Below are 23719 nucleotides of genomic sequence, written 5' to 3'. Positions count from 1 at the left end.
AAAAAAATGACTACAAGTAAAATGCTTACTTGTAGTTTTTTAATGTAAAATTTTATTTGCATGGCCAACTGCTGCAAGTAATTGTAGAGGAAAATCCGCTCTAGCACTTGCTGTGATGCAAGTAGTGATCATGCTAGGTCTAATAAACCTAGGCAACCTTCTTTTTAGAAGTTGACGACTAGTGCAACAGAGACGAGCTTATTAAATTAAGGTGCAACGGTGTAAACTCCATGAGTTAGAAACCCAAATTTTGGTAGGGGAACCTTTGCTAAGGGAAACAAACTAAAGCAAGGAAGTTATTTTTAAAATAGCTTAGATAAATAGTTGGCGCTGTGTAATTAATTTTGTAATAATTCTTTTAGAAAATAATCGATTGTTATCCATTTTTTAACTCCTTTACATAATGTTGTTCAATGATTGATGTTCTTTATTATTTCTAAATTAATTCACAGTACAAAAAGCGGTTTATAGTGCAAAAAAGGTCTTATTAAAAAGGCCTTTTTTTATTCTTTCTTTTTTCGCTATTTTTTCTTCATTTGATAGAAATTTCTAAAAAAGCATATTAGCATTAAGAAATCAAAGGAGCAAACAAAATGAATGAAATTTTATTATATTTTTCACTTAAGTATAAAGGCGAATGAAAAGAAATTTACCAAGCTATATTAAAAAAAGAAATGATTGATGAAAATGATTTTAATCTTAGAATGCAAGATTTTAAAAAACATCAAATTGAATATATAACAATTCTTGATGATTTATATCCAAAACAGCTAATGCACACCACACAGCCGCCATTTGTTTTGTATTATAAAGGCAATATATCAATTCTTAATAAAACAAACAAATGCATCTATTTAACAGGTGCTTATGAAACGCAATCTATAAATAACTATGTATCCAAATTAAAAAGTAAAAAAGAAAATGTTACATTTCTGAATTTAATTTGACCTGGGTTAGAACAATCAATTCTAAACACTCTTTTTAGAAATAATTTCAAAACAATAATATTGTTACCCTGTGGAATTGATTGAGCAATAAAAAATCTAAATTTAGGCAAATTTGAAAATCCTAACTGCTTATTTTTATCCGAATTTCCTAATGATATTCATCCAACAAAAAACTCATTTATTTCAAGAAATCGAATTAGTGCAGGTTTATGTAGTAGTCTAGTTTTATTATCATCAATTGACCAAAGATATAATTCATTAATCAATGAATTTTTAGACCAAGGAAAAAATATACAGTGTCTTTTATTTAATGACCATGATAAAAAGGATGGCAATGTTGATTTGATTAACCAAGGAGCTGAATTAATCACAGAAACTTCAGAAATTTTCTAAGAGATAATTTAACTTAAAAATCTATTGAATTAAGCAACATTTAGACCAATAGATATAAAGTATCTTTATAAAATAAATTAATAATATAATTTAAATGATAAATATTAATGGAATTTATAAAAAATATAAATAATTTAAAAAAATTTTTAAGTTAATTTTGGAAAAGAGGAAATTAAAATGACACCACATATAAATGCAAAAGATAATGCATTTGCAAAATTAGTTTTAATGCCAGGAGATCCACTTCGGGCAAAATATATTGCTGATACTTATTTAGAAAATGCTGAATTAGTTTCCAATGTAAGAAATATGTTTATGTATACAGGATACTACCAAGGAAATAAGATTTCAGTTTGTGCATCTGGAATGGGAGTTCCTTCAATGGGTATTTATTCACACGAATTATTTGCTGAATATGGGGTAGAAGCAATCGTTAGAATTGGATCCGCCGGTTCGCTAAAAGCTGATTTAAAAAACTACGAAATAGTTTTAGCTAACTCCACATATAGCCAATCAACTACATTTAGAGATACAGTTTTAAAAGACTCACCAACTACAAATGTTGTATATCCAGATAAAGAACTAAATGACTTAATTCTAAAAAATGCTAAAGAATTAAATATGAATGTGCATCTAGAAAGAATTATTACAGAAGATGCATTCTACACTTACCAAACAGCACAAGATAGAGTTGATATTTCAGGTGGTGCAGTTTGTGTTGACATGGAAGCATATGGTTTATTTACAGTTGCTGAAAAACTAGGTAAGAAAGCTTCAACATTATTAACTATTTCAGATAACATTGTGACACATGAATCAACAACAAGTGAAGAAAGACAAAATTCATTCAATGAAATGATGAAATTAGCTTTATCCTTAGCTAAGGACTTCCAATAATGAGAATAATTGATATCATAAACAAAAAAGCAAGTAAGCAAGAATTAAGCAAAGAAGAAATTGAGTTTTTTGTTGAAAACTATGTAAATGGAAATATTCCAGATTACCAAGCTTCTGCACTTTTGATGGCAATCAAATTAAACTCAATGAATGAAGTTGAAACATCTTACTTAACAAATGCAATGATTAATTCTGGAGACACAATTGATTGATCTTATTTAAATAGTGTCATTGCTGATAAACACTCCACCGGTGGAGTAGGGGATAAAGTAAGTATTGTTTTATGTCCAATACTAGCTTCATTAGGTTTAACAATTGCAAAAATGTCAGGTAGAGGGTTAGGGCACACTGGAGGAACTCTTGACAAACTAGAATCAATAGCTGGATTTAGAATTTCACTATCTGATGCTGAATTTAAGAATGTTGTTGAAAAACACAACATGGCAATTGTTGGGCAAAATGAAAAATTAGTTCCTGCAGATAAAAAAATATATGCACTAAGAGACGTCACTGGCACTGTGGATTCAATTCCTTTAATTGCAGCATCAATTATGTCTAAGAAATTAGCAACTGGTTCAACTAGCATTTTGCTAGATGTTAAATGTGGCAATGGTGCATTCATGAAAAACTTAGATCAAGCTAAAGAACTTGGGAAACTAATGATTCAAATTGGTAAACAACTAAATAAAAATATTGCTGTTGAAATTACTAATATGGAAAAACCACTTGGTAGAGCAATTGGTAACAAAATTGAGATTCTTGAAGCCATTGATTCATTGAATGGCAAAGGACCTAAAGATTTCATGGAAATAATTTATTCATCAGGTTCTACTTTACTTCTTTTAGCAAATAAAGCAAAAAATGAACAAGAAGCAAGAGCGATGATTAAAGAAGTGATTGACAATAAAAAAGCAATCACAAAGTTCAATGAATGAATTAAAGCGCAAGATGGTGATATTGATTTAGTTTACAAAGAAAATTGATTTAATCCTAAATACAAATATGAAGTTATTTCAGATAACGAAGGATATTTAAAAATTGATTCAGCAATTGAATTTGGTTTAGTTGCAATGAAACTAGGAGCTGGTCGAAGTAAAAAAGAAGATAGTATCGACTTTGAAGCTGGAATTTATTTGAATAAAACCTCAAATGATTATGTTAAAAAAGGCGACGTGCTATTTACTTTATACTCATCCAAAGAAATCAATATTGGTCTTGCAAAAGATTTATTAAGCGTAATTCAATTTAGTAAAAACCCATTTGAAATCAAAGAAGTTTTAGCTAAACTAAGTTAGAAAAATAAAAAAATGGAAATAAAAAAAGAGGCAAAAAAATGTTAAATAAAATGATTGACCATACATTTTTAGGTCAAGCAGGAACAACAAAAGATATTGACAAAATCATTGAAGAAGCACTTAAATATGATTTTAAATCAGTATGTATTGCTCCTTCTTATGTAAAATATGCTAAGGAACAATTAAAGGATTCAAATATTTTAATTTGTACAGTAATTGGTTTTCCACTAGGATACAATGTTACAAGTGTTAAAGTATTTGAAACTAAGATTGCCTTAGAACACGGTGCTGATGAAATTGATATGGTAATGAATGTTGGCCGTTTCAAAGATAAACAATATGAATATGTTTTAAACGAAATTAAAGCAATTAAAGAAGTTTGTGGCAATAAAGTTCTAAAAGTTATTATTGAAACAGCACTTCTAACAAAAGAAGAAATTGCCAAAGCAACTGAATTAGTTTTACAATCAGGTGCTGATTTTATTAAAACTTCAACAGGATTTTCATTCCGTGGTGCATCTTTTGAAGACATTGAAATTATGAAATCAATTGCCAAAGATGATCTATTAATAAAAGCATCAGGTGGTATTAAATCTAAAGAAGATGCTTTAAAAATGGTTGAGCTAGGTGCAAATAGACTTGGGACTTCTAAATCAGTTGTGATTATGGAAGGCAAAGTTGATAATAGTTCAAATTACTAAAATTCAAGTAATCTAAAAAAATAAACACACGCACTAAAAAAAAAAAAAAGTAGTAACAAAATTATGGTAAAAATATTTTCACATCCCCTTATTGATGCTAAGTTAACAAAATTAAGAGATAAAAATACTAGCAACAATGAATTCAGGCAGAATTTAGACGAAATTACTTCACTAATGGTTTATGAAATGTTAAGAGATTACAAAACTAAACCATTAGTAGTAGAAACTCCAATTGGGCATTTTTTTGAAGGGCAACAGTTAGATAAAGAAATTGTCATTATCCCAATTTTAAGAGCAGGACTTGGCATGGTTAATGGAATTTTAAATTTAATTCCCCAAGCTCGCGTAGGGCATATTGGCATGTATCGTGATGAGGAAACAAAACAAGTATTTGAATACTTTTATAAAATTCCTGAAGTTTCAAAAGATAGTTATATTATTGTTGTCGACCCTATGTTGGCAACTGGTGGCTCAGCCTTTCATACAATAAAAAAACTAAAAAATGACGGATTTTTAAATATTAAATTATTATGTCTTTTAGGTGTGGATAGAGGCATTAATAAAATTAGTAGCGAATTTCCTGATGTTGATATTTACTTAGCAACAAAAGATAAAGAGTTAAATGAAAATGATTACATTGTTCCAGGTTTAGGAGATGCTGGAGACCGTATTTTTGGAACTAAAAAGTAACATAAAGAGACTGCATGTCTCTTTTTGTCGTTTAATTGGTTAACTAAAAAATAGTTACCAACTAAAAAAACATAGGATAAATTAAAAAATACTATTGAAAGGAAAAAGGAATGGCTTTTAATAAAGTCTCAACTCAAAGAAGATTCTTATTTGCGCTTGATTTAGATGGTACCCTTTTAGCTGATTCAGGTGCTGGAACAGTGCATCCAAAAACTGAAGAAGCAATTAAAAGAGCAGTTAAAGAAGGACATATTGTTTCAATTATTACAGGTAGACCATGAAGATCAACTATGCCTGTTTATGAAAAATTAGGTTTAAATGCAATTGTTGGAAATTACAATGGTGCGCATATTCATAATCCTGCTGATCCATTTTTTATTCCAACAATTACATATCTGGATTTAAACGAAGTGCTATATATTCTAGGTGATCCAAAAGTTAAAAATGAAATTTCTAACTATGCAATTGAAGGGCCTGACTGAGTGCAATTAATGCATCGTGATCCGCATCTTGAAAGAGTTTTTGGTTTCAATCAAGCAACCAAGTTTAAAGAATCAATTAATCTTGAAAAGCTACCTTTAAAACCAACTGGAATTGTTTTTGATTGCCAACCAACTACAAACGTTTTAGATTTATTAACATATCTAAAAAGAAGATACGGAGATTTAGGTGAATTTTCATCTTGATCCAAAGGTGAAGGCTTAAGTCCTGTATTTGATATTACTTCCATTGGTGTTGACAAAGGGAAAGTTATTTCATTAATGATGAGATACTATAATATCGATATTGATGATACAATCGTTATGGGCGATTCATACAATGATTTAAGCATGTATGATATTGGAAATGTCGGAGTAGCTCCAGCTAATGCTGAACAAGCAATTAAGAACATTTCAACTGTAGTTATGAAGCAAACAAACAAAGAAGGTGCTGTTGGATATTTCATTGATGAGTTTCTAAATAACCCAGATAAATATATAAATCTAGCTAAAGAAAAAAGAGCAAAAGCAAATAAAAATCTAAAAACAGTTAGTGCTGATAACTTTTATAGTAAAGAAGAAAAATAATGAATGATTTTGAATTAGAATACATTGGTGTTGACGAAAGCGGCGTTGGCGATTATTTTAGTCCAGTTGTTTCAGTAGCTTGTTTTATTCCCAAAGAAAATATAAAAAAACTAAAAGAATTAGGCATTAAAGATAGCAAGAAATTAAGCGACAAAAAAATCATTGAATTAATTGAAATTATCAAGCAAAATAATTTAGCTATTTTTAAAGATACAACACTAAGTCAAAAAGGTTATAATGACTTAACAAAACTAAAAATTAATAACAATGCCCTAAAAACATTAATTCATTTTAATTCAATTTTAAGATTACAAAAAAGCCTAAAAAAGAATTTAATTGTTGTAATTGACCAATATGCATCCAAGCCAAATTTAGAAAAGCATCTTGTTACACTAAAAGAAAAAAATCTAATTAATAGCAGCTTAAAATTAGATAATTTTTCTTTAGTTTTAGAAACAAAAGCTGAAGAAAAATATTTAAATGTCGCTTGTGCTTCCATGATGGCTAGATATATTTTGCTACAAAAAATGCAACAGCAAACTAAAGAATATAATGGTTTCCCTTTTATATTAGGAGCAAGCAATGCGACCATTGATTTAGGGGCAAAATTCATTAAAGATTTTGGTGAGCAAAAACTATATAATGTTGCAAAAATATCTTTCAAAACAACTAAGAAAATTCTAGAAAAATTAAAAGAATAATAAATTTAAAAAAAGCGTTTGAAATTTGATAATTATAAAGTAATAAAATATCTAAATATAAGAGTTAAATATATATAATTATTAAGTTAATATAGTCTAAAAACTATTAAGTTTAACAAAAAAAAGGGTGAGACTCCTTGGCCAAAAAATGGTCCAAAAGTCCAAAAGGAGAAAAAACTATAATGTCAAAATACGAAATTATGATTTTAGTTAACCCTACATCTAAAGAAGAAAGTGTGAAGGAATTGTTATTTTCAGTTCTAGACGAAAAAAGCACAAAATTCGAACGATTAGAGAGAACTGAATTAGCATATCCAATTAAAAAATTAACACACGCAACTTATTTCCTTGTACACACAAGAACAAATCCTGAACTAATTAAAGAATTAACTAGAAAATTTAATATTGATAAATCAATTTTAAGAAGTTTAGTAATTAACCTAGATTCAGAAAAAGGTCTAAGACCAAAAAGACAAAAAAGATTTGTAAGAAGAAATTTTGATAATAAAAGAACTTTTGAAAGACAAGACAACAGACAATCAACACAAACAACAGAAGAAAAGAAACAAGAACAACCAGCACTTAAAAAAGAATCCACTGAAGAATAAGTTTAGTTTTTGAAATCTAATAAGGAGATACTTTTTATGAATAAAGTTATTTTGGTAGGAAGATTAGCATCAAAACCTTTTAAAGGAATTACAGCATCAAATATTGAATACTCAAGATTTACTGTTGCAGTTCAAAGGGAGTATGCAATTCCTAACACTGAACCTGTTACTGACTTTGTGCCTTGTGTGGCATGAAGATCAAATGCAGCATTCATAAATAAATTCTTAGACAAAGGTTCACTAATTTTAGTAGAGGGATCATTTCAATCTTCAAGATTTACTGACCAAAATGGACAACCAATTAATTCATATGTAGTTAGTGTCGATCGTATGCAACCACTTGAATCAAAAGAAGTCAGAGAATCAAGAAGAAAAAATAGTGAATTTGAAAAAGAATTTAGTATTTCTGAAGAAGAAAAAAAACAAACTATACCTAATAGTACATCTAATGAACAAAAAAATGAAGATGAAGAATCCGATATCAATTATGATGGACTAACTTGGGATCTTTAAATAGGAGAAAAAAATGGCTAGAATTGTTCGTAAAAAATTATTTGTTCGTAAACGTCCATGTCAATTTTGTTTAAGTAAATCTCCTGTTGTTTATGTTGACTATAAAAACGAAGAATTATTATCAAAATTAGTAAACCAACAAGGAAAAATCATTTCATCAAGAATTACTGGAACCTGTGCAAAACACCAAAGAGCTGTTGCTTTAGCAATTAAAAGAGCTAGATCAGTAGCAATCTTGCCTTACATTGGTTCAGTAAAAAAAGAATTCATTAAAAAAGATGTAGTTGCAACTAAGGAAACTAAACCTGTAGCTGAAACATCAGACGAAAAATAATTATTTAATTTAAATTAGAAATTAAAGCCTTTTGCATTCATGTGGCTTTAATTTTTTTATTTTATTTTGCTTGCTTTTTTTAGGCATTTAACTAACAATTATTATTTATAAAATAAATAATTTAGTTTCATTTTGGATAAAAAATTTATGGTATTTTTTTAGATATAATTAAATACATGAATATAAATCTGGCAAGTCAAATGCGCCCTGATAATTTGGATGATTTTATCTGTTCTGAAGCAAAAAAGAAGCTATTTTTATCAATCATAAAAAATAAAGATTTTTCATCATTTATTTTTTATGGTAAACCCGGTGTTGGCAAAAGTACAATTGCAAATATTCTAGCAAATGCAATGAATGTTAACTATGATTTATTTAATGCTGCCATTGATAAAAAAGAAGATCTAATTATCAAAATTAAAAATAACGATATTTTAATTATTGATGAAATTCATCGACTAAATAAAGATAAACAAGATATTTTGCTTCCATATTTAGAAGATGGACATATTAGTATTTATGCAACCACAACAGAAAATCCATATTTTAAATTAAATCCAGCCCTACGTTCAAGAGCACATATTATTGAACTAGAAAGTCCTAACAAAGACCAAATTCAAAAGAAATTATCTGACATTGCCAAAAAACTGCAAATTTCATGATTAGAAAAAAAAGAAATACAAAACTTCATAGCCACCCAAGCTAATTCTGATTTTCGCATCGCAATTAATATTGTTGAATTAATCAACAAATTAAGTGCTGATACAAATATCACTATTGAAAGCATCAAAGAAATTATTCCAAGAATTAATTTCTTTTCTGATAAAAATGGTGATGGACATTATGATTTACTAAGTGCATTTCATAAATCACTGCGCGGATCTGATCCAGATGCAGCTTTATACTGAGGACTTTTAATTTTAAAGTTAGGAAATGTCGATGACTTATTTCGAAGAATGCTTTGTGCTGCGTATGAAGATGTTGGACTTGCTAATCCAATGTGTGGGGTACAAACTCTAAATGCAATTCAAGCATTTGAAAGACTAGGTCTTCCAGAAGGTTATTTACCAATTGGTTTTGCAATTTTAAATATTGCTTTAAGCCCAAAATCTAATTCATCATATTTAGCAATTAGTAACATAAGACAATTACTTGATAACAATTATATTTATGAACCGCCCCTATATTTAAAAGATGCCCACTATTCTTCAGCTAAAAAATTAAATCGCGGTATTGGTTATAAATATCCACATGATTATCCAAATCACTGAATTAATCAATCTTATTTACCAAATGAATTAAGTTCTTTACAAGCATATGCATTTCAAAATGAAGGATGAGAGAAAAAAATTAAAGAATACTGAAAACAAATTAAAAACAGGGAGTAAAAGATGTTTGACTTAGACAAAATCAATTCTTTAGAAGACCTAAAGATTGCAAAAAATCAATTCAATAATTCAGATGAATTAAAAAGTTTGATGACGCAATTAAAAGAAGCTTCTAAAGAAAATAAAGCTGAAATTGGAAAAAAAATTCAGCAACTAAAAAACGAAGCTGAATTATTTTTTAATGCTGCAAAAGAAAAACTTAATAATTTAGAAATCCAAAAAAAACTAAGCGACCAATATATTGATTATGCTACTCCTGTTTCTTTTGATGGAATTATTCATCCAATCAATTTAGTTGCAATGCGTTTTAGAGAATGACTTTTATTAAATGGTTATATTGAATTAAGTTATTCTGAAATTGAGAATGATAAATATAATTTTGAGAATCTTAATATCCCATCTAGTCATCCAGCAAGAGAAATGCAAGATTCATTGTATCTTAACAATTTCGAGTTACTACGTACACATAATACAGGAATTAGTGCAAGAGCACTAGAAAAATTTGCCAACCAAGAATTCTCCCAATTTGCCATTGGCAGAGTCTATCGAAATGATGAAGAAGATAAAACACATACACACCAATTTACCCAACTTGATTTAGTTAGTGTTGGCAATGTTTCTTTTTCATCACTAATTTATACATTGCAAGAGATGCTATCTTATGTTTTTGAACAACAAATAAAAATAAGATTACGTCCTTCTTATTTTCCATTTACTGAACCAAGTGTTGAAGTTGATATTTTTTACAAGGATAAATGAATTGAAGTTTTAGGAGCCGGAATGCTTAATGAAAAAGTGCTAAGGGCAGCTTGATATACTAATTCAATGAGTGCTTTTGCAGCTGGCATTGGCATTGAGCGAATTGCAATGATTAAATATGGCATTGATGACATTCGTGAGTTATATACAAATGACATAAGATTTTTAAAACAATTTAAATAAGGAGTAAAAATGATTTTTTCTTATAAGAATTTATGCAGATTAGCAAATCTAAAAGATACTTCAGTCCAAGAAGTAGTTAATGCAATCAACTCAATTGGTTTCGAAGTTGAATCATATTATAAATTTGCTGATGTTGAAGGAATCAAACTAACTTATGTTACAAAAGTATATAAAAATCCAAATGCTGACCGTTTAACTGTTTGTGAAGTTGAATATGGTGACGGACACAGAGCCATTATTCAAACTACAGCTACAAATATGCAAGAAGGTCAATACGTCATGTCATTTGTCCCAGGTTCAAGAAGCAAAAATCTAGTTTTTTCTTCAAGAAAAATGCAAGACATTGTATCAGAAGGAATGTTTGTTGGACTTAGTGAAATTGGCTTTGATAAGGAAGTAATTCCAACTGAATTTCAAGATCAAATTTTTCAACTTGAAAAAATTGATCTAAATATTGATCCAATTGAATATTTTGATTTAGATGATTGAATTATTGATATTTCGATTTTATCTAATCGTGCGGACGCACAATCATATTTAGTGATGGCTAAAGAATTAAGTGCATACTTCAATAGTGAAATTAAATGACCAAAAAAAGCAAATCATAATCTCATCTCAAACTTTGTAGTAAATAACTTAAAACACACAAATGCTTTTAGTTTAATTGAAGCTTCCAACTTCAATTTAAATGCTTCAATAAAAGAAAAAATGTTGTTATGAAAACATGGAATTAAAACATTTAATAATGCAATTGATTTGACTAACTTAGTTTTATTATATACAGGAGTTCCATGTCATTTATATAACAAAGATGATTTGGAATCCAATGAATTTAGTGTTGGATATTATTCAGGGAAACTTAATATTTTAGGTAATAAAGAAGTAGATTTAAAAAATGGACTTTGTGTTTTTAATGGTGTCAGCCCAGTAGCTTTGGCTGCTACAATTGGACTTGAAAATTACCAATATAATAACTTAAGTCAAAAAGTTGTTTTTGAAATTGCTTCTTTTAATCCTTCAGATGTAAGAAAAAATGCTAAACAAATCAAATTAGCAACAGCTTCATCCCAAAGAGCAAGTAAAGAAATAGCAAACGGCGCGCTTATTTTAGCTTATAACTTTTTAAGTAGTTATCTAACTGATTTTTCAGCGCAAATTAATGCTCCAAGATTGCATAAAAAAACAATTCTTTTAGATAAAAGCTACATTAATAAATTAGCTGGTTTTAATATCTGCAAAACTAAAAAATTTGATGAAGTAATAGGTAAACTTGAAAAACTTGATTTTAAATTTAAGTCAGATTTTTCGGCAGTAACTTTTCCAAATTACCGTTATGATTTAGAAACCATTCAAGACTTTGTTGAAGAAGTTTTTAGATTTTATGGCTATGATAATTTTCCACTTAAGCAACCTAAAATAAGTCGGCTAAATTATGAAAAATCAAATACATTTGACTATATAAAAAATTTAGTGCAAAAAAATTACACTAATGTAATTACATATACATTAATAAAGCCTGAAGACAATATTTTTAATCCTTTTTCAATGCAAGAAAAGCTCAATGCTATTGATGCAAAAAATTACGACCACTCCCAAATTAGATTATCAATGATAAGCTCCCTTAACTTTATTATGCTCCATAATAAAAAACAAGGTTTTGAATGCAATTCTTATTTTGATATTGGTATGGTTGGAAGAGAAACTAATGTTTTAGGAATCATTTCTAATTCCAAAGATTTCAATGAAATTAAAAGAGATTTAATTTCCTTAACTAATAAGAAATTAGTTTTTAAACAAGCAAATCTTGAAATTTTTAATCCAAATGCAGCAGCCTTTATTTATTTAGATGAAAAACTTATTGGTTATCTTGGAAAAATGCATCCTAAATATAATTTAGAAGATGCCTTCTTTGCTGAGATAAAACTGAATGAATTAAGTGATAACAAACTTGAATTTAAAAATTATAAACATGAACCAATTAAAGTTCGAGATATCACAATTTCTCTACCAAAATTTGAATCTACAGAGGAAATTATTAAAAAAATCGAAACAATCAAAGGAATTCATTCATACCAAATTATTGATACTTATGTTAAAGATGAAAAAACTAAAAATGTGACTTTTTCCTTTAAGATTGAAGACTGAGCAATTAAAAAACTAGAAGAAACATTTAAAGCTTAGAAATAAGAAAAATGTTTCTTTTTTTACTTTTTTCTTTCTTTTTTCCCTAATTTTTCCCAAATTAGACATTTATTAAAGGTATATAATGAAAATATAGATTGGAGGCAATAAAAAATGAATGAAAACAAAGAAACTAAAGAAAATAAGACCATTGATATAAGTTTGATTCTAAAAGAAATTGAAAAAGAATTTGGGAAAGAATCAATTATGCTTTTAGGAGAGGAACCTAGCATTATTCCCGATACTTTTAGTAGTGGCTCACTTTGTATAGATAATATTCTAGGAATAGGTGGATGACCTAAAGGAAGAATTATTGAAATTTTTGGCCCTGAAAGTAGTGGGAAAACAACTTTAGCATTGCATGCAATTGCCGAAGTTCAAAAAACAGGTGGCATTGCAGCATTTATTGATGCTGAGCATTCAATTGATCCAATCTATGCAAAAAATTTAGGAGTAGATATTAAAAATCTAATCTTAGCACAGCCTAGTTCTGGTGAAGAAGCACTTGAAATTGTGGATAGATTAGTAAAAACAGGTGCAATTGATTTAATTGTTGTTGATTCAGTCGCAGCGCTTGTTCCTGAGGTGGAATTAAATGGTGAAATGCGCGACCAAACAATTGGTGCGCAAGCGCGTCTTATGTCAAAAGCGCTTAGAAAGATTACAGGAACACTTTCTAAAAATAAAACAGCAATTATTTTCTTAAATCAAATTCGGGAAAAAATTGGTGTTTTATTTGGTAATCCTGAAACTACAACGGGTGGAAAAGCTCTGAAATTTTATGCTTCAATTAGATTAGAAGTAAGAAAAGTGCAAAATATTACAAATAATGGTGATATAACAGGTAATCAAATTAAATGTAAGATAGTAAAAAACAAGTTAGCTCCACCTTATAAAAGCACACAAATTGAAATTATTTTTTCAAAAGGAATTTCTAAGGTTACTGAAGTAATTCAACTTGCTGAAAGTTTCCAAATTATTACAAGAAAAGGTTCTTGATATAGTTATAATAATGAAAATATTGCCCAAGGGCAACTCAATTTATCATTACTGCTACAAACAAATAAACCTTTGTATGATGAAATTTATAATTTAGTAATTGAGAAACTAAACAATGAATAAAATGTGTTTCAAGATTAGGAAATTTTAGGATATTTCTAATATTTTTTAGTAATAATAAGTTAGTTATAAAGGTATTAAATTATATATAATTTAGTACTATGAAAAAAGAAAATCTGAATGTTTTATTTCTTGGAGATATCTTTGGAAAACCTGGTATAAATTTTGTAAAAAAGAATCTTAAAAAGCTTATCAAAGATAATAATGTTGATTTTGTTATTGCTCAAGCTGAAAATGTTTCTGGAAGAAAGGGCTTTGTTCCTGAAGATTATAAGGAACTAAAAGAAGCAGGCGTTGATGCATTTACACTTGGTAACCACGTTTGAGCAAAGAAAGAAATCCTTGAAATCATTAATAACAATGATTTAATTCGCCCAATAAATGTTGATGAAGGTTATGAAGGACAAGGAATTCGTTTTTTTGAGATTAAAAATAAAAAAATTGCAATTATGTCATTTATGGGTGTTACATTCAATCCACTATTAGAACCATGAAAACAGCAAATTGCAAACAATTTCTTTGATAAATTTGACGAAGTTTATAATTCAGCCTTAGCTGATTATTGAATAATTGATTTTCATGCTGAAACAACATCAGAAAAAGCCGTTTTTTCTTTATATGTTGATGGAAAAGTTGATGCAATTTTTGGCACACATACACATGTGCAAACTAATGATGCAAGAATGCTACCTAAGGGAACATATTTTGTTAGTGATGTTGGAATGTGTGGGCCAAGAGACTGTGCTATTGGTTCAAATTTTGAAGAAGTATATCAAAAAATGCGTTATGATGCAAGAGCACCATTTAAAGTTTCAAACAATAAATGTGAATTAAATGCAGTTTTATTTACTCTAACAAAAAATGAAAATGATAAAAAAATTAAATTAATTAGGATTTGGGAGTAATACATGGAAACTAAAAAAGATATTCAAAATAAGGGTAATTTTTTAGTCAAAAAATATCATTTTCGTAAAAATATCATTAATTACATTTACCAATTTGAACTTTTTGATATCAATCTAAATACAGAAGAAATTGTAAATAATAAATTGAATGTGATTAATGAAAATGAGCTGAAAACTCTTGAATTAATTGAATGTAAATATGAAACTTTAAAAAACATAGCTAAAAAGTTTCTATTAAATTCATGAGAGTGATCCCGCATTAGTCCACTAAGCCGTGCAATTATTATTTTTGGAATTTATGAATTAACTTATAATGAACCAAAAGTCGTTATTAATGAAATGATTAATATCTCAAAATTACTATCTCCTAATGAAGACTATAAATTTATTAATGGAATTTTAGATAGAGTAGCAAAACAAATAGCAAAAAAATAGATTATGAAATTCATTTTAAAAGATCTTATTAAGAAAAAATATGACATTGATGAAAAAACAATTGAATCTTTAGCAATGCAAGGTCGCATTTATGTTAACAATGAAAAAGTATTTTTAGCAAGTCAAAAATACGATGAAAAAGTTAACATAAGAATTGAGTATCAAAAAGAAAAATATGTTTCTAGGGGAGCATATAAACTAAAAGAAGCACTTGAAAAATTTGAAATTAATCCTAAGGATTTAGTTTGTTTAGATATTGGCTCTTCTACAGGAGGATTTGTTCAGATTCTTTTAGAAAATAATGCCAAAAAAGTTTATGCTTTGGATGTCGGCACTAATCAGTTGGATTATTCACTTCGTACTAACAAAAAAGTTGTTGTTTATGAAAAAACTAACTTAAAGAATATTGAGAAAGACTTATTTTTAGAAGATATTGATTTAATTACTTGTGATGTTTCCTTTATTAGTTTAAAACATGTTCTTTTAGTATGTAATAAAACTTTTAAAAATAATGTGCAATTAATTGTTTTAATCAAACCTCAATTTGAAGCAAGCAAGAAATATGTTTTACCTGGTGGATATGTGGATGAAAAGCATCATGATTACATTAAAAATAAGATAGTTGAAATAGCAGCTAGAAATAATTTTGCTTTGCAAAAAGAAATTATTAAAAGTCCAATTTTAGGTGACAAGTCAAAGAATATTGAATATTTAGCATATTTTAAAAAAAAGGAATTATAAAAATGTTTGAAGTAGACAACAAGAAATTTTTTCCCATGTTTAAAAATAATTCAAATATTGTTTATTTGGATAATGCTGCTTTGACTTTCAAACCTGAATCTGTGATAAATAAAGGATCTGAATACTACGAAAAATACTCAATTTCTACAAGAACGTCAGACTCAAAATTAGGAATTAGTATTAATTCAAAAATTAAGGAAGTAAGAAATAAAGTTTCTAATTTCATTAATGCTAAAGATAATGAAATTATTTTTAGCCAGGGAACTACTGATAGTCTTAACCAAATTGCCATGATGCTATCTAAAATCATTGATAAAGGAAAAATCATTTTAAGCTATTTCAACCACTCTTCAGCTATTGTGCCATTTCTTGAAAACTTCAAGCATAAAAATATTGAAATTAAATATGCAAGTGACGAAAATGATCTTCTTAATTCCATTGACAAGAAAACAAAAATAGTTGTCATTCCGCAAAAAACTAATAATTTTCAAATTGATTATAATATGGCATTAATTTATAAAAAATGTAAAGAAAATAATGCAATTTTAATCAATGATGCAGCACAAGCAATAGTGCATGACAAAGTTGATTTTAGTTTTTGTGATGTTTTGGCTTTTTCAGCTAACAAATTATATGGTCCAACTGGTATTGGAATATTAGCTATCAAGGAAGAGCTATTAAAAAAATTATCACCAATCAAATTTGGTGGTGGGCAAGTGCAAGATATTTATGATAATTTTGATTGAAATTTAAGAGAATTAGGAAGCAAATGGGAACCAGGAACACCAAATTTTGCTGGAATTATTCAATTAGGCGAGGCAATTTCTTTTTTTAATTCTTTTGATTTGAATGAAATCATTGCGCATGAAAAAGAAATTGCAAATTATGCATACTCAAAACTATCAAAACTAAAAAACATAGAAATTGCATCTAAAAAAGGCGATGGCATAATTTTATTTAACTTTAAAAATATCCCATCGCAGGATGTTGCTTCTTATTTAGGAAATCGTGATATTTATGTGCGCTCTGGAGCTTTTTGTGCTTATAAATTTAAAAACATAGATAAGTATAGTAATTCGTATGTAAGAGTTTCACTAGCTATGTATAATACAAAAAAAGATATTGATATCTTAGCTGACACTTTGGCAAATGGAGGTAACTTCATTGAAATCATATAGTAATCAAGAAAAGCAACGGATTATCTTTGATAATTATGCCAATCCAAAATACAAGTTAGATAACAAAAAAAACTGTGGTATTTTTGAACATTCATCAGTTTGTGTTGATGAAATTGAATTACATTTAACTTTTAAAGATGATATTTTAATTGATGCTAACTATTATGCTTTAGGTTGTGCAATTTTTCTTTCTAGTATTGAAATAATGATTAAGCAGTTGCTTAACAAAAATAAGCAAGAAATCAATGTCATATTAGATAATTATTTTAAAATGATTAACAAAACTGAATTTGATGCAAAAAACATTGACTTAGGGGACTTATGTGTTTTTGAAAATGTTAAAGTTCATTTAAATAGGTTAGAATGTGCATCAATAATCTATCGTGCATTTAAAAAAGGATTAGATGGCTAAAATTATTTTTCATATTGATATGGATTCATTTTTTGTTAGTTGTGAACGTTCAAAAAATGAATCTCTGAATAATAAACCAGTAGTTATTGCCTCAAATTCAAGAAGGGCAATTGTTACAGCCATGTCATATGAAGTAAAAAACCAAGGATTTAAAGTAGGAGATCCTTTTTATAAAATAAAAGACAAAATTGCTAATCTAGTTGTAATTGAGCCTCATTATGAATTATATTCATTAATGTCCAAAAAAATTTTTAAATTCATTCAGGACTTTTTTAGTTCAAAAATTGAAATTTATTCAATTGATGAATGCTATATTGATGTTACTGATGAAGTTAAAAAATTTCATTCACCAATTGAAATGGCAAAAGAAATTCAAAATAAAATTCTTGAAATTTTTAAAATGCCATGTTCCATTGGAATTTCTTATACAAAGTTTTTAGCAAAAATGTCAACAAACAAAGCTAAACCTTTTGGCATTTTAGAAACAACTAAAAAAGATATTAAAAATAATTTCTATAATCTTCCTGTAAACAAAATCTTTGGAGTAGGGAAAGCTATTGCTCCAAAACTTATTCATAGCAATATAAACACATATGAAGACTTGATAAATTGTGAAAATGATCTTTTATTAAGAAGCATTTTTGGTAAAAACTATTATTTGTTTATCAAAGATTTAAAAGGTGAAAATACTAAAGAGCACATTTTGGTATCTGATATTAAAAGCATTAGCAATTCTAAAACTTTTATGTCAGAAGATTATGATGACTTAAATGTTTTACTCAATGAATTAAGAGCAATTACGATTAACATTTCACAAAGAGCAAAAGATTTAAATCTTGAAGGTAAAGAAATTGCAGTTTCAATAAGAAACCAAGAGCGAATCTGGATTCATAAAAGCAAAAAAATGGCAGCGCTAACAAACGATTTTGACACTTTATTTAAATATGTTTCCAGTTTATTTATTAGTATGTGAGATGATAATAAGATAAGAGGCCTTGGTGTTGCACTTAATACATTAGTTTCCATTTTTGATGATAATAATTCTTTAGATTTATTTGCAAATCAATCAAAAAATCTTGTGGAAAAAATTATTTCTGAAAATAACTTTGCAATTGGAAAAAATACACTTAAAACTTTAGACCAATATAAAAAAGAAATCAATGAGAATGTTGAAAACATTAAATTTTTAAGAAAAAATACAAAGTCTTATAACAAAAAACTAAACTTGGAGGATGAATGAGAATAGCAATCTATGGAGGAAGTTTTAATCCAATTCATAAAGGACATATTGAAGTAGCTAAATTTGCTATTTCAAATTTAGAACTTGATAAGTTATTTTTTGTTCCTTCCAACAAAAATCCATTTAAGAAAGAAAATGCATATGCTGATGCAGAACACCGAATTAAAATGATTGAATTAGTTTTAGGTGATAAGATGGAAATTTCTTTATTTGAAACTAAAAGAAAAGGTAATTCTTATACAATTGACACAATTAATTATTTTAGACAAAAATATTCTAATGATGAAATTTATTTTTTAATTGGGACAGACAACATTAATTCATTGAATAAATGAAAAAATATTGATGAAATTGCAAAAAAAGTTCAATTAGTAGCATTCAATCGTGGAAATAAATATTCAAAAATAAACATTAAAAAATATAATGTTAAATTACTAAATAATCCAGTTTGAAACTACTCATCCACAGAATATAAAAAAGGTAATTTCTTAGTTGTCGAAGACAAAGTTCAAGAATACATTGGAAAAAATTTCTTATATTTTGATGATATTGCAAGAAATCTATTATTTGATCCAAAAAATAAAGACAAACAATTTCGCTACTTTCATTTACACTGAACTGCAGAATATGCAGCAGAGTTAGCTAAAAATCTAAATTACAAAATAAAAAATGCCTACCAAGCTGGACTAGCACATGATATTACTAAATTTTGAGATATCGAAAAATCATATGCTTTTTTAGAAAAATATGGCTATGATAAAAACAATTTAGAAGTATATAAATTGCATCAAACTACTGCATATTATTGATTAAAAGATGTATATAAGTATGATAATGAAGAAGTTTTAAATGCTATTAAAAAGCATACTTCTTTAGATATTGAACTAAGCTTGCTAGATAAGATTCTGTATGTAGCTGATAAAATAAGTAAAGGGCGGCGTTGAGAAGGAATTGAAAAAATACGAAAGTTAAGCTTTGAAGATTTTGAATATGCTTTTTCTTATTTAGTTAAAAGATGCGCTGAGTATGAAAGCGAAATGCGTGGTCATGCTTTTAGTGAAAAACAAAAAGAAATATATAAAAAATGAGGTAATTTCTAACCTCAATTTTTTATTCTTTATTTTTGTTAATTTGTCCTTGATTAGAGGAATTTTGTTGAAATTGTTTAGTGTATAGCTTCTTAAGATTTATAAGACATAAAGCAGCAGCTATTATTTTGCAAGGAAATACAAAGAAGCCAACAATATATAAAATTAGACCAATTGTATAGTCATTTTTTCCTGCATAAATTGTGCCAAAAACTCCAAATACTAAATTAGCTACTGAAATACCAAAAATAGCTAAACCAAATAAGATAAGAAAGGTAACACCAAATTCACTTTCTACTAAACTTAGTAGTAGTGATTCACTTCTATCCATATAATCTAATAAAAAGCCAAATGGAATTATAAGTATAAATAAAATTAGGTAACTAAAAGCACCAATAGCTGATAGAACGATATTAATAATATGAATTCTTTTTTCTTTAATGTAATCTAACACTTGTTCCCTTCTTTTTTTAAAATTAGTATTTATACATTTATTTTATTGTATTAATTGTTTTGTTTAATAAATTCTATACATCAGTTTCATTTGTGTGTGATAGCATAATTTCTTTGATTGAAATGTCTTGTGGTAATGAATAAATATAAAAAGCAGTTTCTGCAATTGTTTTTGGTTTTAGACCACCATTAATTTCATCTCTTCATTTTTTATAATCGTCATATATTTCTTTGTTTTTAGTATTTTCTAAAAGATTAGTATCCACAATAGCAGGTTCAATCAAAGAAAATCTTATATTTGTATGCGCTAGTTCTCTTCTTATTTGTTCAGTAACAGCATTGACTGCAAACTTAGTTGAATTATAGATTGCATGGTTATTATATGTATATCTGCCAGCAACGCTTGAAATATTAATAATTGTGCCACAGTTTCTTTTTACCATGTCACTTAAAACAGCATCCATGCCATTAACTACACCTTTAATGTTAGTATCTAACATATCATATTTTTCATTTAAATCTTGTTTATCATATCTTTCTAGATACATCACCCCTGCATTATTGATTAATAAATCTACATCTCCAAATTTTTGTCTTGCTTCTTTAATAGATTTTTTAAGGCTTGCATAATCTTTAACATCAACTTTAGATACTACAAGATTTTTGTCTTTAATTTGACTTACTACCTCAATTTCTTTATCAATCCCTAAAACTGGATAGCCTTTTTCTAAAAATAAATTAACACAAGCAAGTCCAATTCCTGAATTTGCGCCTGTTATTACTACTAATTGCTTCTTATTTTCTTCCATAATTTTTATATTTCCTTAATTAAAATTCAATATTAAATATTCTTAAGTATATAAAAAATAAACCTAAGAAATTTAATTTCATTTCTAAAAAAAACAATAAAAAAATGCTTAAAGCACTAATGAAGTAATTTAAGCATTTTTTACTTTAATTATTTAATTAATTGGATGGTTTAATTACATTTTTGAGGTGTGTGCTGCTGCAACAACAGAAGCAATTAAAGCAAATGGAGGTAATACAAAACCTATTAAATAAAGAATTCCACCTCAAACTGAACCATGCATAAATGCCTTAATTGTGGCAATAATTTGCACAATAAACATAGATACACCTAGTAAAGCTAAAACAGCTCAGAAAGCAATCGCAGTTGCACTAACTAAACTTGTTGTTTTAGCTGCTTCTGGTGCTTTTTGGCTAGCATTAACTAAAAAGCCTAATGTTGCTAATGTTGCAAAGATTCAAATCATTGTTAATGAGAATAATACAACATATGCAATATAGTGGCCTGTGTGTTTTTTATTTCCCATATTTTTTCCTAAATTAAGATTAAATATTTTTTTTATGTTTTGAAATTAACAAAACTAATTATAAAGATTAAGATTTAAAATTTCCTTATTTTTGATGATATTTAAATTATTTGAGTACCATATTTTTTAACTTTTATCTTTCTTAAGTTTTTAAAATGCTTTTTTCTTTAAGGAAATTTAGCTAAAAAAAGCACTAACTTAAACCAAAAAAATAAAATAAAAAAATTAGCACTCTTTTTTGTAATGTGCTAAAAAGTGTGGTAAAATAATTTTGGAACTTAGATTAGAGTAATTCGAAATATGTTTTTTAAGATATATTAAACAAGGAGATTAAAAGGGAAAATATGGCAAAAGAAATTATTTTAGGTATTGACTTAGGGACAACTAACTCAGTAGTTTCTATTATTGAAAATAATAATCCAAAAGTTTTAGAAAATCCTAACGGAAAACGTACCACTCCATCTGTTGTTGCATTCAAAAATAATGAAACAATTATTGGAGAAAATGCAAAAAGACAACTTGAAACTAATCCAGATAGTATTGCCTCAATTAAAAGATTAATGGGTAGTGCTTCTACCATTAAAGCAAACCAAAAAGAATACAAACCTGAAGAAATTAGTGCAATGATTCTTTCTTATATGAAAGATTATGCAGAAAAAAAGATTGGCAGCCCTGTTAAAAAAGCAGTTATTACAGTACCAGCTTATTTTGATAATGCCCAACGTGAAGCAACAAAGAATGCAGGAATTATAGCTGGTCTTGATGTAGTTAGAATTATCAATGAACCAACTGCAGCTGCGCTTGCATTTGGACTTGATAAATCCAAAGATGAAAACCACCGTATTTTAGTATTTGACTTAGGGGGAGGAACATTTGACGTTTCAATTCTTGAAATGGAAAATGGAACTTTTGAAGTGCTGTCTACTTCAGGAGATAACCATCTAGGTGGTGATGACTGAGATAATAAGATTGTTGAATGATTAATTAAAGAAATTAATGCTAAATATGACTTTAATCCAAGAAATGATAAGATGGCAATGGCAAGATTAAAAGAAGAAGCTGAAAGAGCTAAAATTGCCTTATCTGAATCAATGGTAGCTAACATTTCACTTCCTTTCTTAGCTATGAATGCAAATGGCCCAATTAATGTGGAATTAGAGTTAAAAAGATCCGAATTTGAAGCTATGACAACTGATTTACTTGAAAGAACAAAGAAACCTTTAATGGATGCACTAGAACAAGCTAAATTAAGTTGAAATGATATTACAGAAGTGCTTCTAGTTGGAGGCTCAACTAGAATGCCAATCGTTCAAGAATTAGTTGCTAAGATTACAGGCAAAAAACCAAATAAATCAATTAATCCTGATGAAGTAGTTAGTGTCGGAGCGGCTATTCAAGGTGCTATTTTAGCTGGTGATATTCAAGATGTGCTATTACTTGATGTTACTCCTTTAACTTTAGGAATTGTTGTTGAGGGTGATATTGTAGCTCCTTTAATTCCAAGAAATACAACAATTCCAGTAACAAGAAGTCAAATTTTTTCAACTGCTGCAGATAACCAAACTTCTGTTTCAATTGTTGTTACCCAAGGTGAAAGACAAATGGCACATGATAATAAATTCTTAGGAAGATTTGATTTAAGTGGTATTGCCCCAGCTCCAAGAGGAGTTCCCCAAATTGAAGTTAGTTTCTCAATTGATGTTAATGGAATTACAAAAGTAACAGCTAAAGACAAAAAAACCAACCAAGAACAAAGTATTACTATTCAAAATACCTCTGCCCTTTCAAAGGAAGACGTTGAAAAAATGGTGCAAGAAGCTGAACTAAACCGTGAAGCAGATAAGAAAAAACGTCGTGAAGTTGAACTAACAGTAAGAGCTGAACAAATCATTCACCAAATTGATAAATCAATCGAATCTGATGAAGCTAAGAAATTAGATGAATCCCAACTTGCATCAATTAAAAAAGAAAAAGAAGAAATTCAAAAGTTAATTGAAGATAAGAATTTTGATGAATTAGAAAAGAAAATTAATGAATTTGAACAAAAATTAGCTCAAGCTATGGAATTCATGAAAAACCAACAACCAACACCAAATCAAGATAACCAAGATTCAAAAGATAACGAAACAAATTAATAAGATTAAAAAACTGAAATTT

25 protein-coding genes and 1 other RNA gene are annotated in these 23719 nt (G+C 27.9%); 23 read left to right on the top strand and 3 right to left on the bottom strand.

Going from position 1 to position 23719, the window contains the following annotated elements:
* The first annotated feature begins 56 nt into the window (after positions 1-56).
* The 22 genes from rnpB to MAU_RS00090 all read left to right on the top strand — a co-directional run bounded on the left by rnpB (position 57) and on the right by MAU_RS00090 (position 19787).
* Positions 57-378, top strand: an RNA gene (gene rnpB / locus MAU_RS03475) — RNase P RNA component class B.
* Positions 379-593: 215 nt separating this feature from the next.
* On the top strand, positions 594-1340 hold the full coding sequence (locus MAU_RS00190; RefSeq protein WP_004423083.1) for a DNA-processing protein DprA: 747 nt from the start codon (positions 594-596) through the stop codon (positions 1338-1340).
* 177 nt (positions 1341-1517) lie between these two features.
* The gene (gene deoD, locus MAU_RS00185; protein ID WP_004423081.1) at positions 1518-2237 is read left to right on the top strand and encodes a purine-nucleoside phosphorylase; all 720 of its coding nucleotides are present in this window, start codon (positions 1518-1520) and stop codon (positions 2235-2237) included.
* Positions 2237-3532: a thymidine phosphorylase gene (locus tag MAU_RS00180; RefSeq protein WP_004423078.1), complete on the top strand. Its 1296-nt coding sequence runs from the start codon at positions 2237-2239 to the stop codon at positions 3530-3532. The genes deoD and MAU_RS00180 overlap by 1 nt, the downstream gene beginning before the upstream one ends.
* 38 nt (positions 3533-3570) lie before the next feature.
* The gene (gene deoC, locus MAU_RS00175) at positions 3571-4233 is read left to right on the top strand and encodes a deoxyribose-phosphate aldolase (RefSeq protein ID WP_004423076.1); all 663 of its coding nucleotides are present in this window, start codon (positions 3571-3573) and stop codon (positions 4231-4233) included.
* A gap of 63 nt (positions 4234-4296) precedes the next feature.
* On the top strand, positions 4297-4923 hold the full coding sequence (gene upp / locus MAU_RS00170) for a uracil phosphoribosyltransferase (protein WP_004423074.1): 627 nt from the start codon (positions 4297-4299) through the stop codon (positions 4921-4923).
* A gap of 110 nt (positions 4924-5033) precedes the next feature.
* Positions 5034-5990 carry a Cof-type HAD-IIB family hydrolase gene (locus tag MAU_RS00165; RefSeq protein WP_004423072.1) on the top strand — a complete coding sequence of 319 codons (957 nt, stop codon included), beginning with the start codon at positions 5034-5036 and terminating at the stop codon, positions 5988-5990.
* On the top strand, positions 5990-6691 hold the full coding sequence (locus MAU_RS00160; RefSeq protein ID WP_004423070.1) for a ribonuclease HIII: 702 nt from the start codon (positions 5990-5992) through the stop codon (positions 6689-6691). The genes MAU_RS00165 and MAU_RS00160 overlap by 1 nt, the downstream gene beginning before the upstream one ends.
* Positions 6692-6873: 182 nt before the next feature.
* Positions 6874-7299, top strand: a complete 426-nt coding sequence (gene rpsF, locus MAU_RS00155; RefSeq protein ID WP_004423067.1) for a 30S ribosomal protein S6 — start codon at positions 6874-6876, stop codon at positions 7297-7299.
* A gap of 36 nt (positions 7300-7335) precedes the next feature.
* Positions 7336-7812 (top strand): single-stranded DNA-binding protein, encoded by a 477-nt coding sequence (locus MAU_RS00150; RefSeq protein WP_004423065.1) that lies wholly within the window; start codon positions 7336-7338, stop codon positions 7810-7812.
* 13 nt (positions 7813-7825) lie between these two features.
* A complete protein-coding gene (gene rpsR / locus MAU_RS00145) occupies positions 7826-8146 on the top strand; it encodes a 30S ribosomal protein S18 (RefSeq protein ID WP_004423063.1) in 321 nt (106 codons plus the stop codon).
* 176 nt (positions 8147-8322) lie between these two features.
* A complete protein-coding gene (locus MAU_RS00140) occupies positions 8323-9534 on the top strand; it encodes a replication-associated recombination protein A (RefSeq protein WP_004423061.1) in 1212 nt (403 codons plus the stop codon).
* Between the two features lie 3 nt (positions 9535-9537).
* Positions 9538-10476 carry a phenylalanine--tRNA ligase subunit alpha gene (gene pheS, locus MAU_RS00135; protein ID WP_004423050.1) on the top strand — a complete coding sequence of 313 codons (939 nt, stop codon included), beginning with the start codon at positions 9538-9540 and terminating at the stop codon, positions 10474-10476.
* A gap of 9 nt (positions 10477-10485) precedes the next feature.
* Positions 10486-12657 (top strand): phenylalanine--tRNA ligase subunit beta, encoded by a 2172-nt coding sequence (locus MAU_RS00130; protein ID WP_004423047.1) that lies wholly within the window; start codon positions 10486-10488, stop codon positions 12655-12657.
* A gap of 114 nt (positions 12658-12771) precedes the next feature.
* Positions 12772-13779 (top strand): recombinase RecA, encoded by a 1008-nt coding sequence (gene recA, locus MAU_RS00125; RefSeq protein ID WP_004423044.1) that lies wholly within the window; start codon positions 12772-12774, stop codon positions 13777-13779.
* A gap of 98 nt (positions 13780-13877) precedes the next feature.
* Positions 13878-14681: a TIGR00282 family metallophosphoesterase gene (locus MAU_RS00120; protein ID WP_004423041.1), complete on the top strand. Its 804-nt coding sequence runs from the start codon at positions 13878-13880 to the stop codon at positions 14679-14681.
* A 3-nt stretch (positions 14682-14684) separates the two neighbouring features.
* Positions 14685-15116, top strand: coding sequence for a transcription antitermination protein NusB (locus tag MAU_RS00115; RefSeq protein ID WP_004423032.1), 432 nt, complete (start codon positions 14685-14687; stop codon positions 15114-15116).
* Positions 15117-15119: 3 nt separating this feature from the next.
* A complete protein-coding gene (locus MAU_RS00110) occupies positions 15120-15857 on the top strand; it encodes a TlyA family RNA methyltransferase (RefSeq protein ID WP_004423030.1) in 738 nt (245 codons plus the stop codon).
* A 2-nt stretch (positions 15858-15859) separates the two neighbouring features.
* Positions 15860-17035, top strand: coding sequence for an aminotransferase class V-fold PLP-dependent enzyme (locus MAU_RS00105; RefSeq protein WP_004423028.1), 1176 nt, complete (start codon positions 15860-15862; stop codon positions 17033-17035).
* Complete coding sequence (locus MAU_RS00100; protein ID WP_004423026.1) at positions 17022-17447, top strand: iron-sulfur cluster assembly scaffold protein; 426 nt, start codon at positions 17022-17024, stop codon at positions 17445-17447. The genes MAU_RS00105 and MAU_RS00100 overlap by 14 nt, the downstream gene beginning before the upstream one ends.
* On the top strand, positions 17440-18693 hold the full coding sequence (locus tag MAU_RS00095) for a Y-family DNA polymerase (protein ID WP_004423024.1): 1254 nt from the start codon (positions 17440-17442) through the stop codon (positions 18691-18693). The genes MAU_RS00100 and MAU_RS00095 overlap by 8 nt, the downstream gene beginning before the upstream one ends.
* Complete coding sequence (locus MAU_RS00090; RefSeq protein WP_004423022.1) at positions 18684-19787, top strand: nicotinate-nucleotide adenylyltransferase; 1104 nt, start codon at positions 18684-18686, stop codon at positions 19785-19787. The genes MAU_RS00095 and MAU_RS00090 overlap by 10 nt, the downstream gene beginning before the upstream one ends.
* A 10-nt stretch (positions 19788-19797) precedes the next feature.
* Here the strand turns inward: MAU_RS00090 and MAU_RS00085 are convergent, their stop codons facing one another.
* The 3 genes from MAU_RS00085 to MAU_RS00075 all read right to left on the bottom strand — a co-directional run bounded on the left by MAU_RS00085 (position 19798) and on the right by MAU_RS00075 (position 21562).
* Positions 19798-20229 carry a hypothetical protein gene (locus MAU_RS00085; protein ID WP_004423020.1) on the bottom strand — a complete coding sequence of 144 codons (432 nt, stop codon included), beginning with the start codon at positions 20227-20229 and terminating at the stop codon, positions 19798-19800.
* A gap of 73 nt (positions 20230-20302) precedes the next feature.
* Complete coding sequence (locus MAU_RS00080; RefSeq protein WP_004423018.1) at positions 20303-21037, bottom strand: SDR family oxidoreductase; 735 nt, start codon at positions 21035-21037, stop codon at positions 20303-20305.
* 174 nt (positions 21038-21211) lie between these two features.
* On the bottom strand, positions 21212-21562 hold the full coding sequence (locus tag MAU_RS00075) for a hypothetical protein (protein ID WP_004423017.1): 351 nt from the start codon (positions 21560-21562) through the stop codon (positions 21212-21214).
* Positions 21563-21906: 344 nt separating this feature from the next.
* Here MAU_RS00075 and dnaK point away from each other — a divergent pair, with 344 nt between their 5' ends.
* Positions 21907-23697 carry a molecular chaperone DnaK gene (gene dnaK / locus MAU_RS00070; protein ID WP_004423015.1) on the top strand — a complete coding sequence of 597 codons (1791 nt, stop codon included), beginning with the start codon at positions 21907-21909 and terminating at the stop codon, positions 23695-23697.
* Positions 23698-23719 lie beyond the last annotated feature (22 nt).

The sequence above is a fragment of the Metamycoplasma auris 15026 genome (assembly GCF_000367765.1).
In the GTDB taxonomy this organism is placed as follows: domain Bacteria; phylum Bacillota_I; class Bacilli_A; order Mycoplasmatales; family Metamycoplasmataceae; genus Metamycoplasma; species Metamycoplasma auris_A.
Note: the sequence above shows the minus strand (reverse complement) of the source record. Positions and strands in the feature narration are given on the sequence as shown.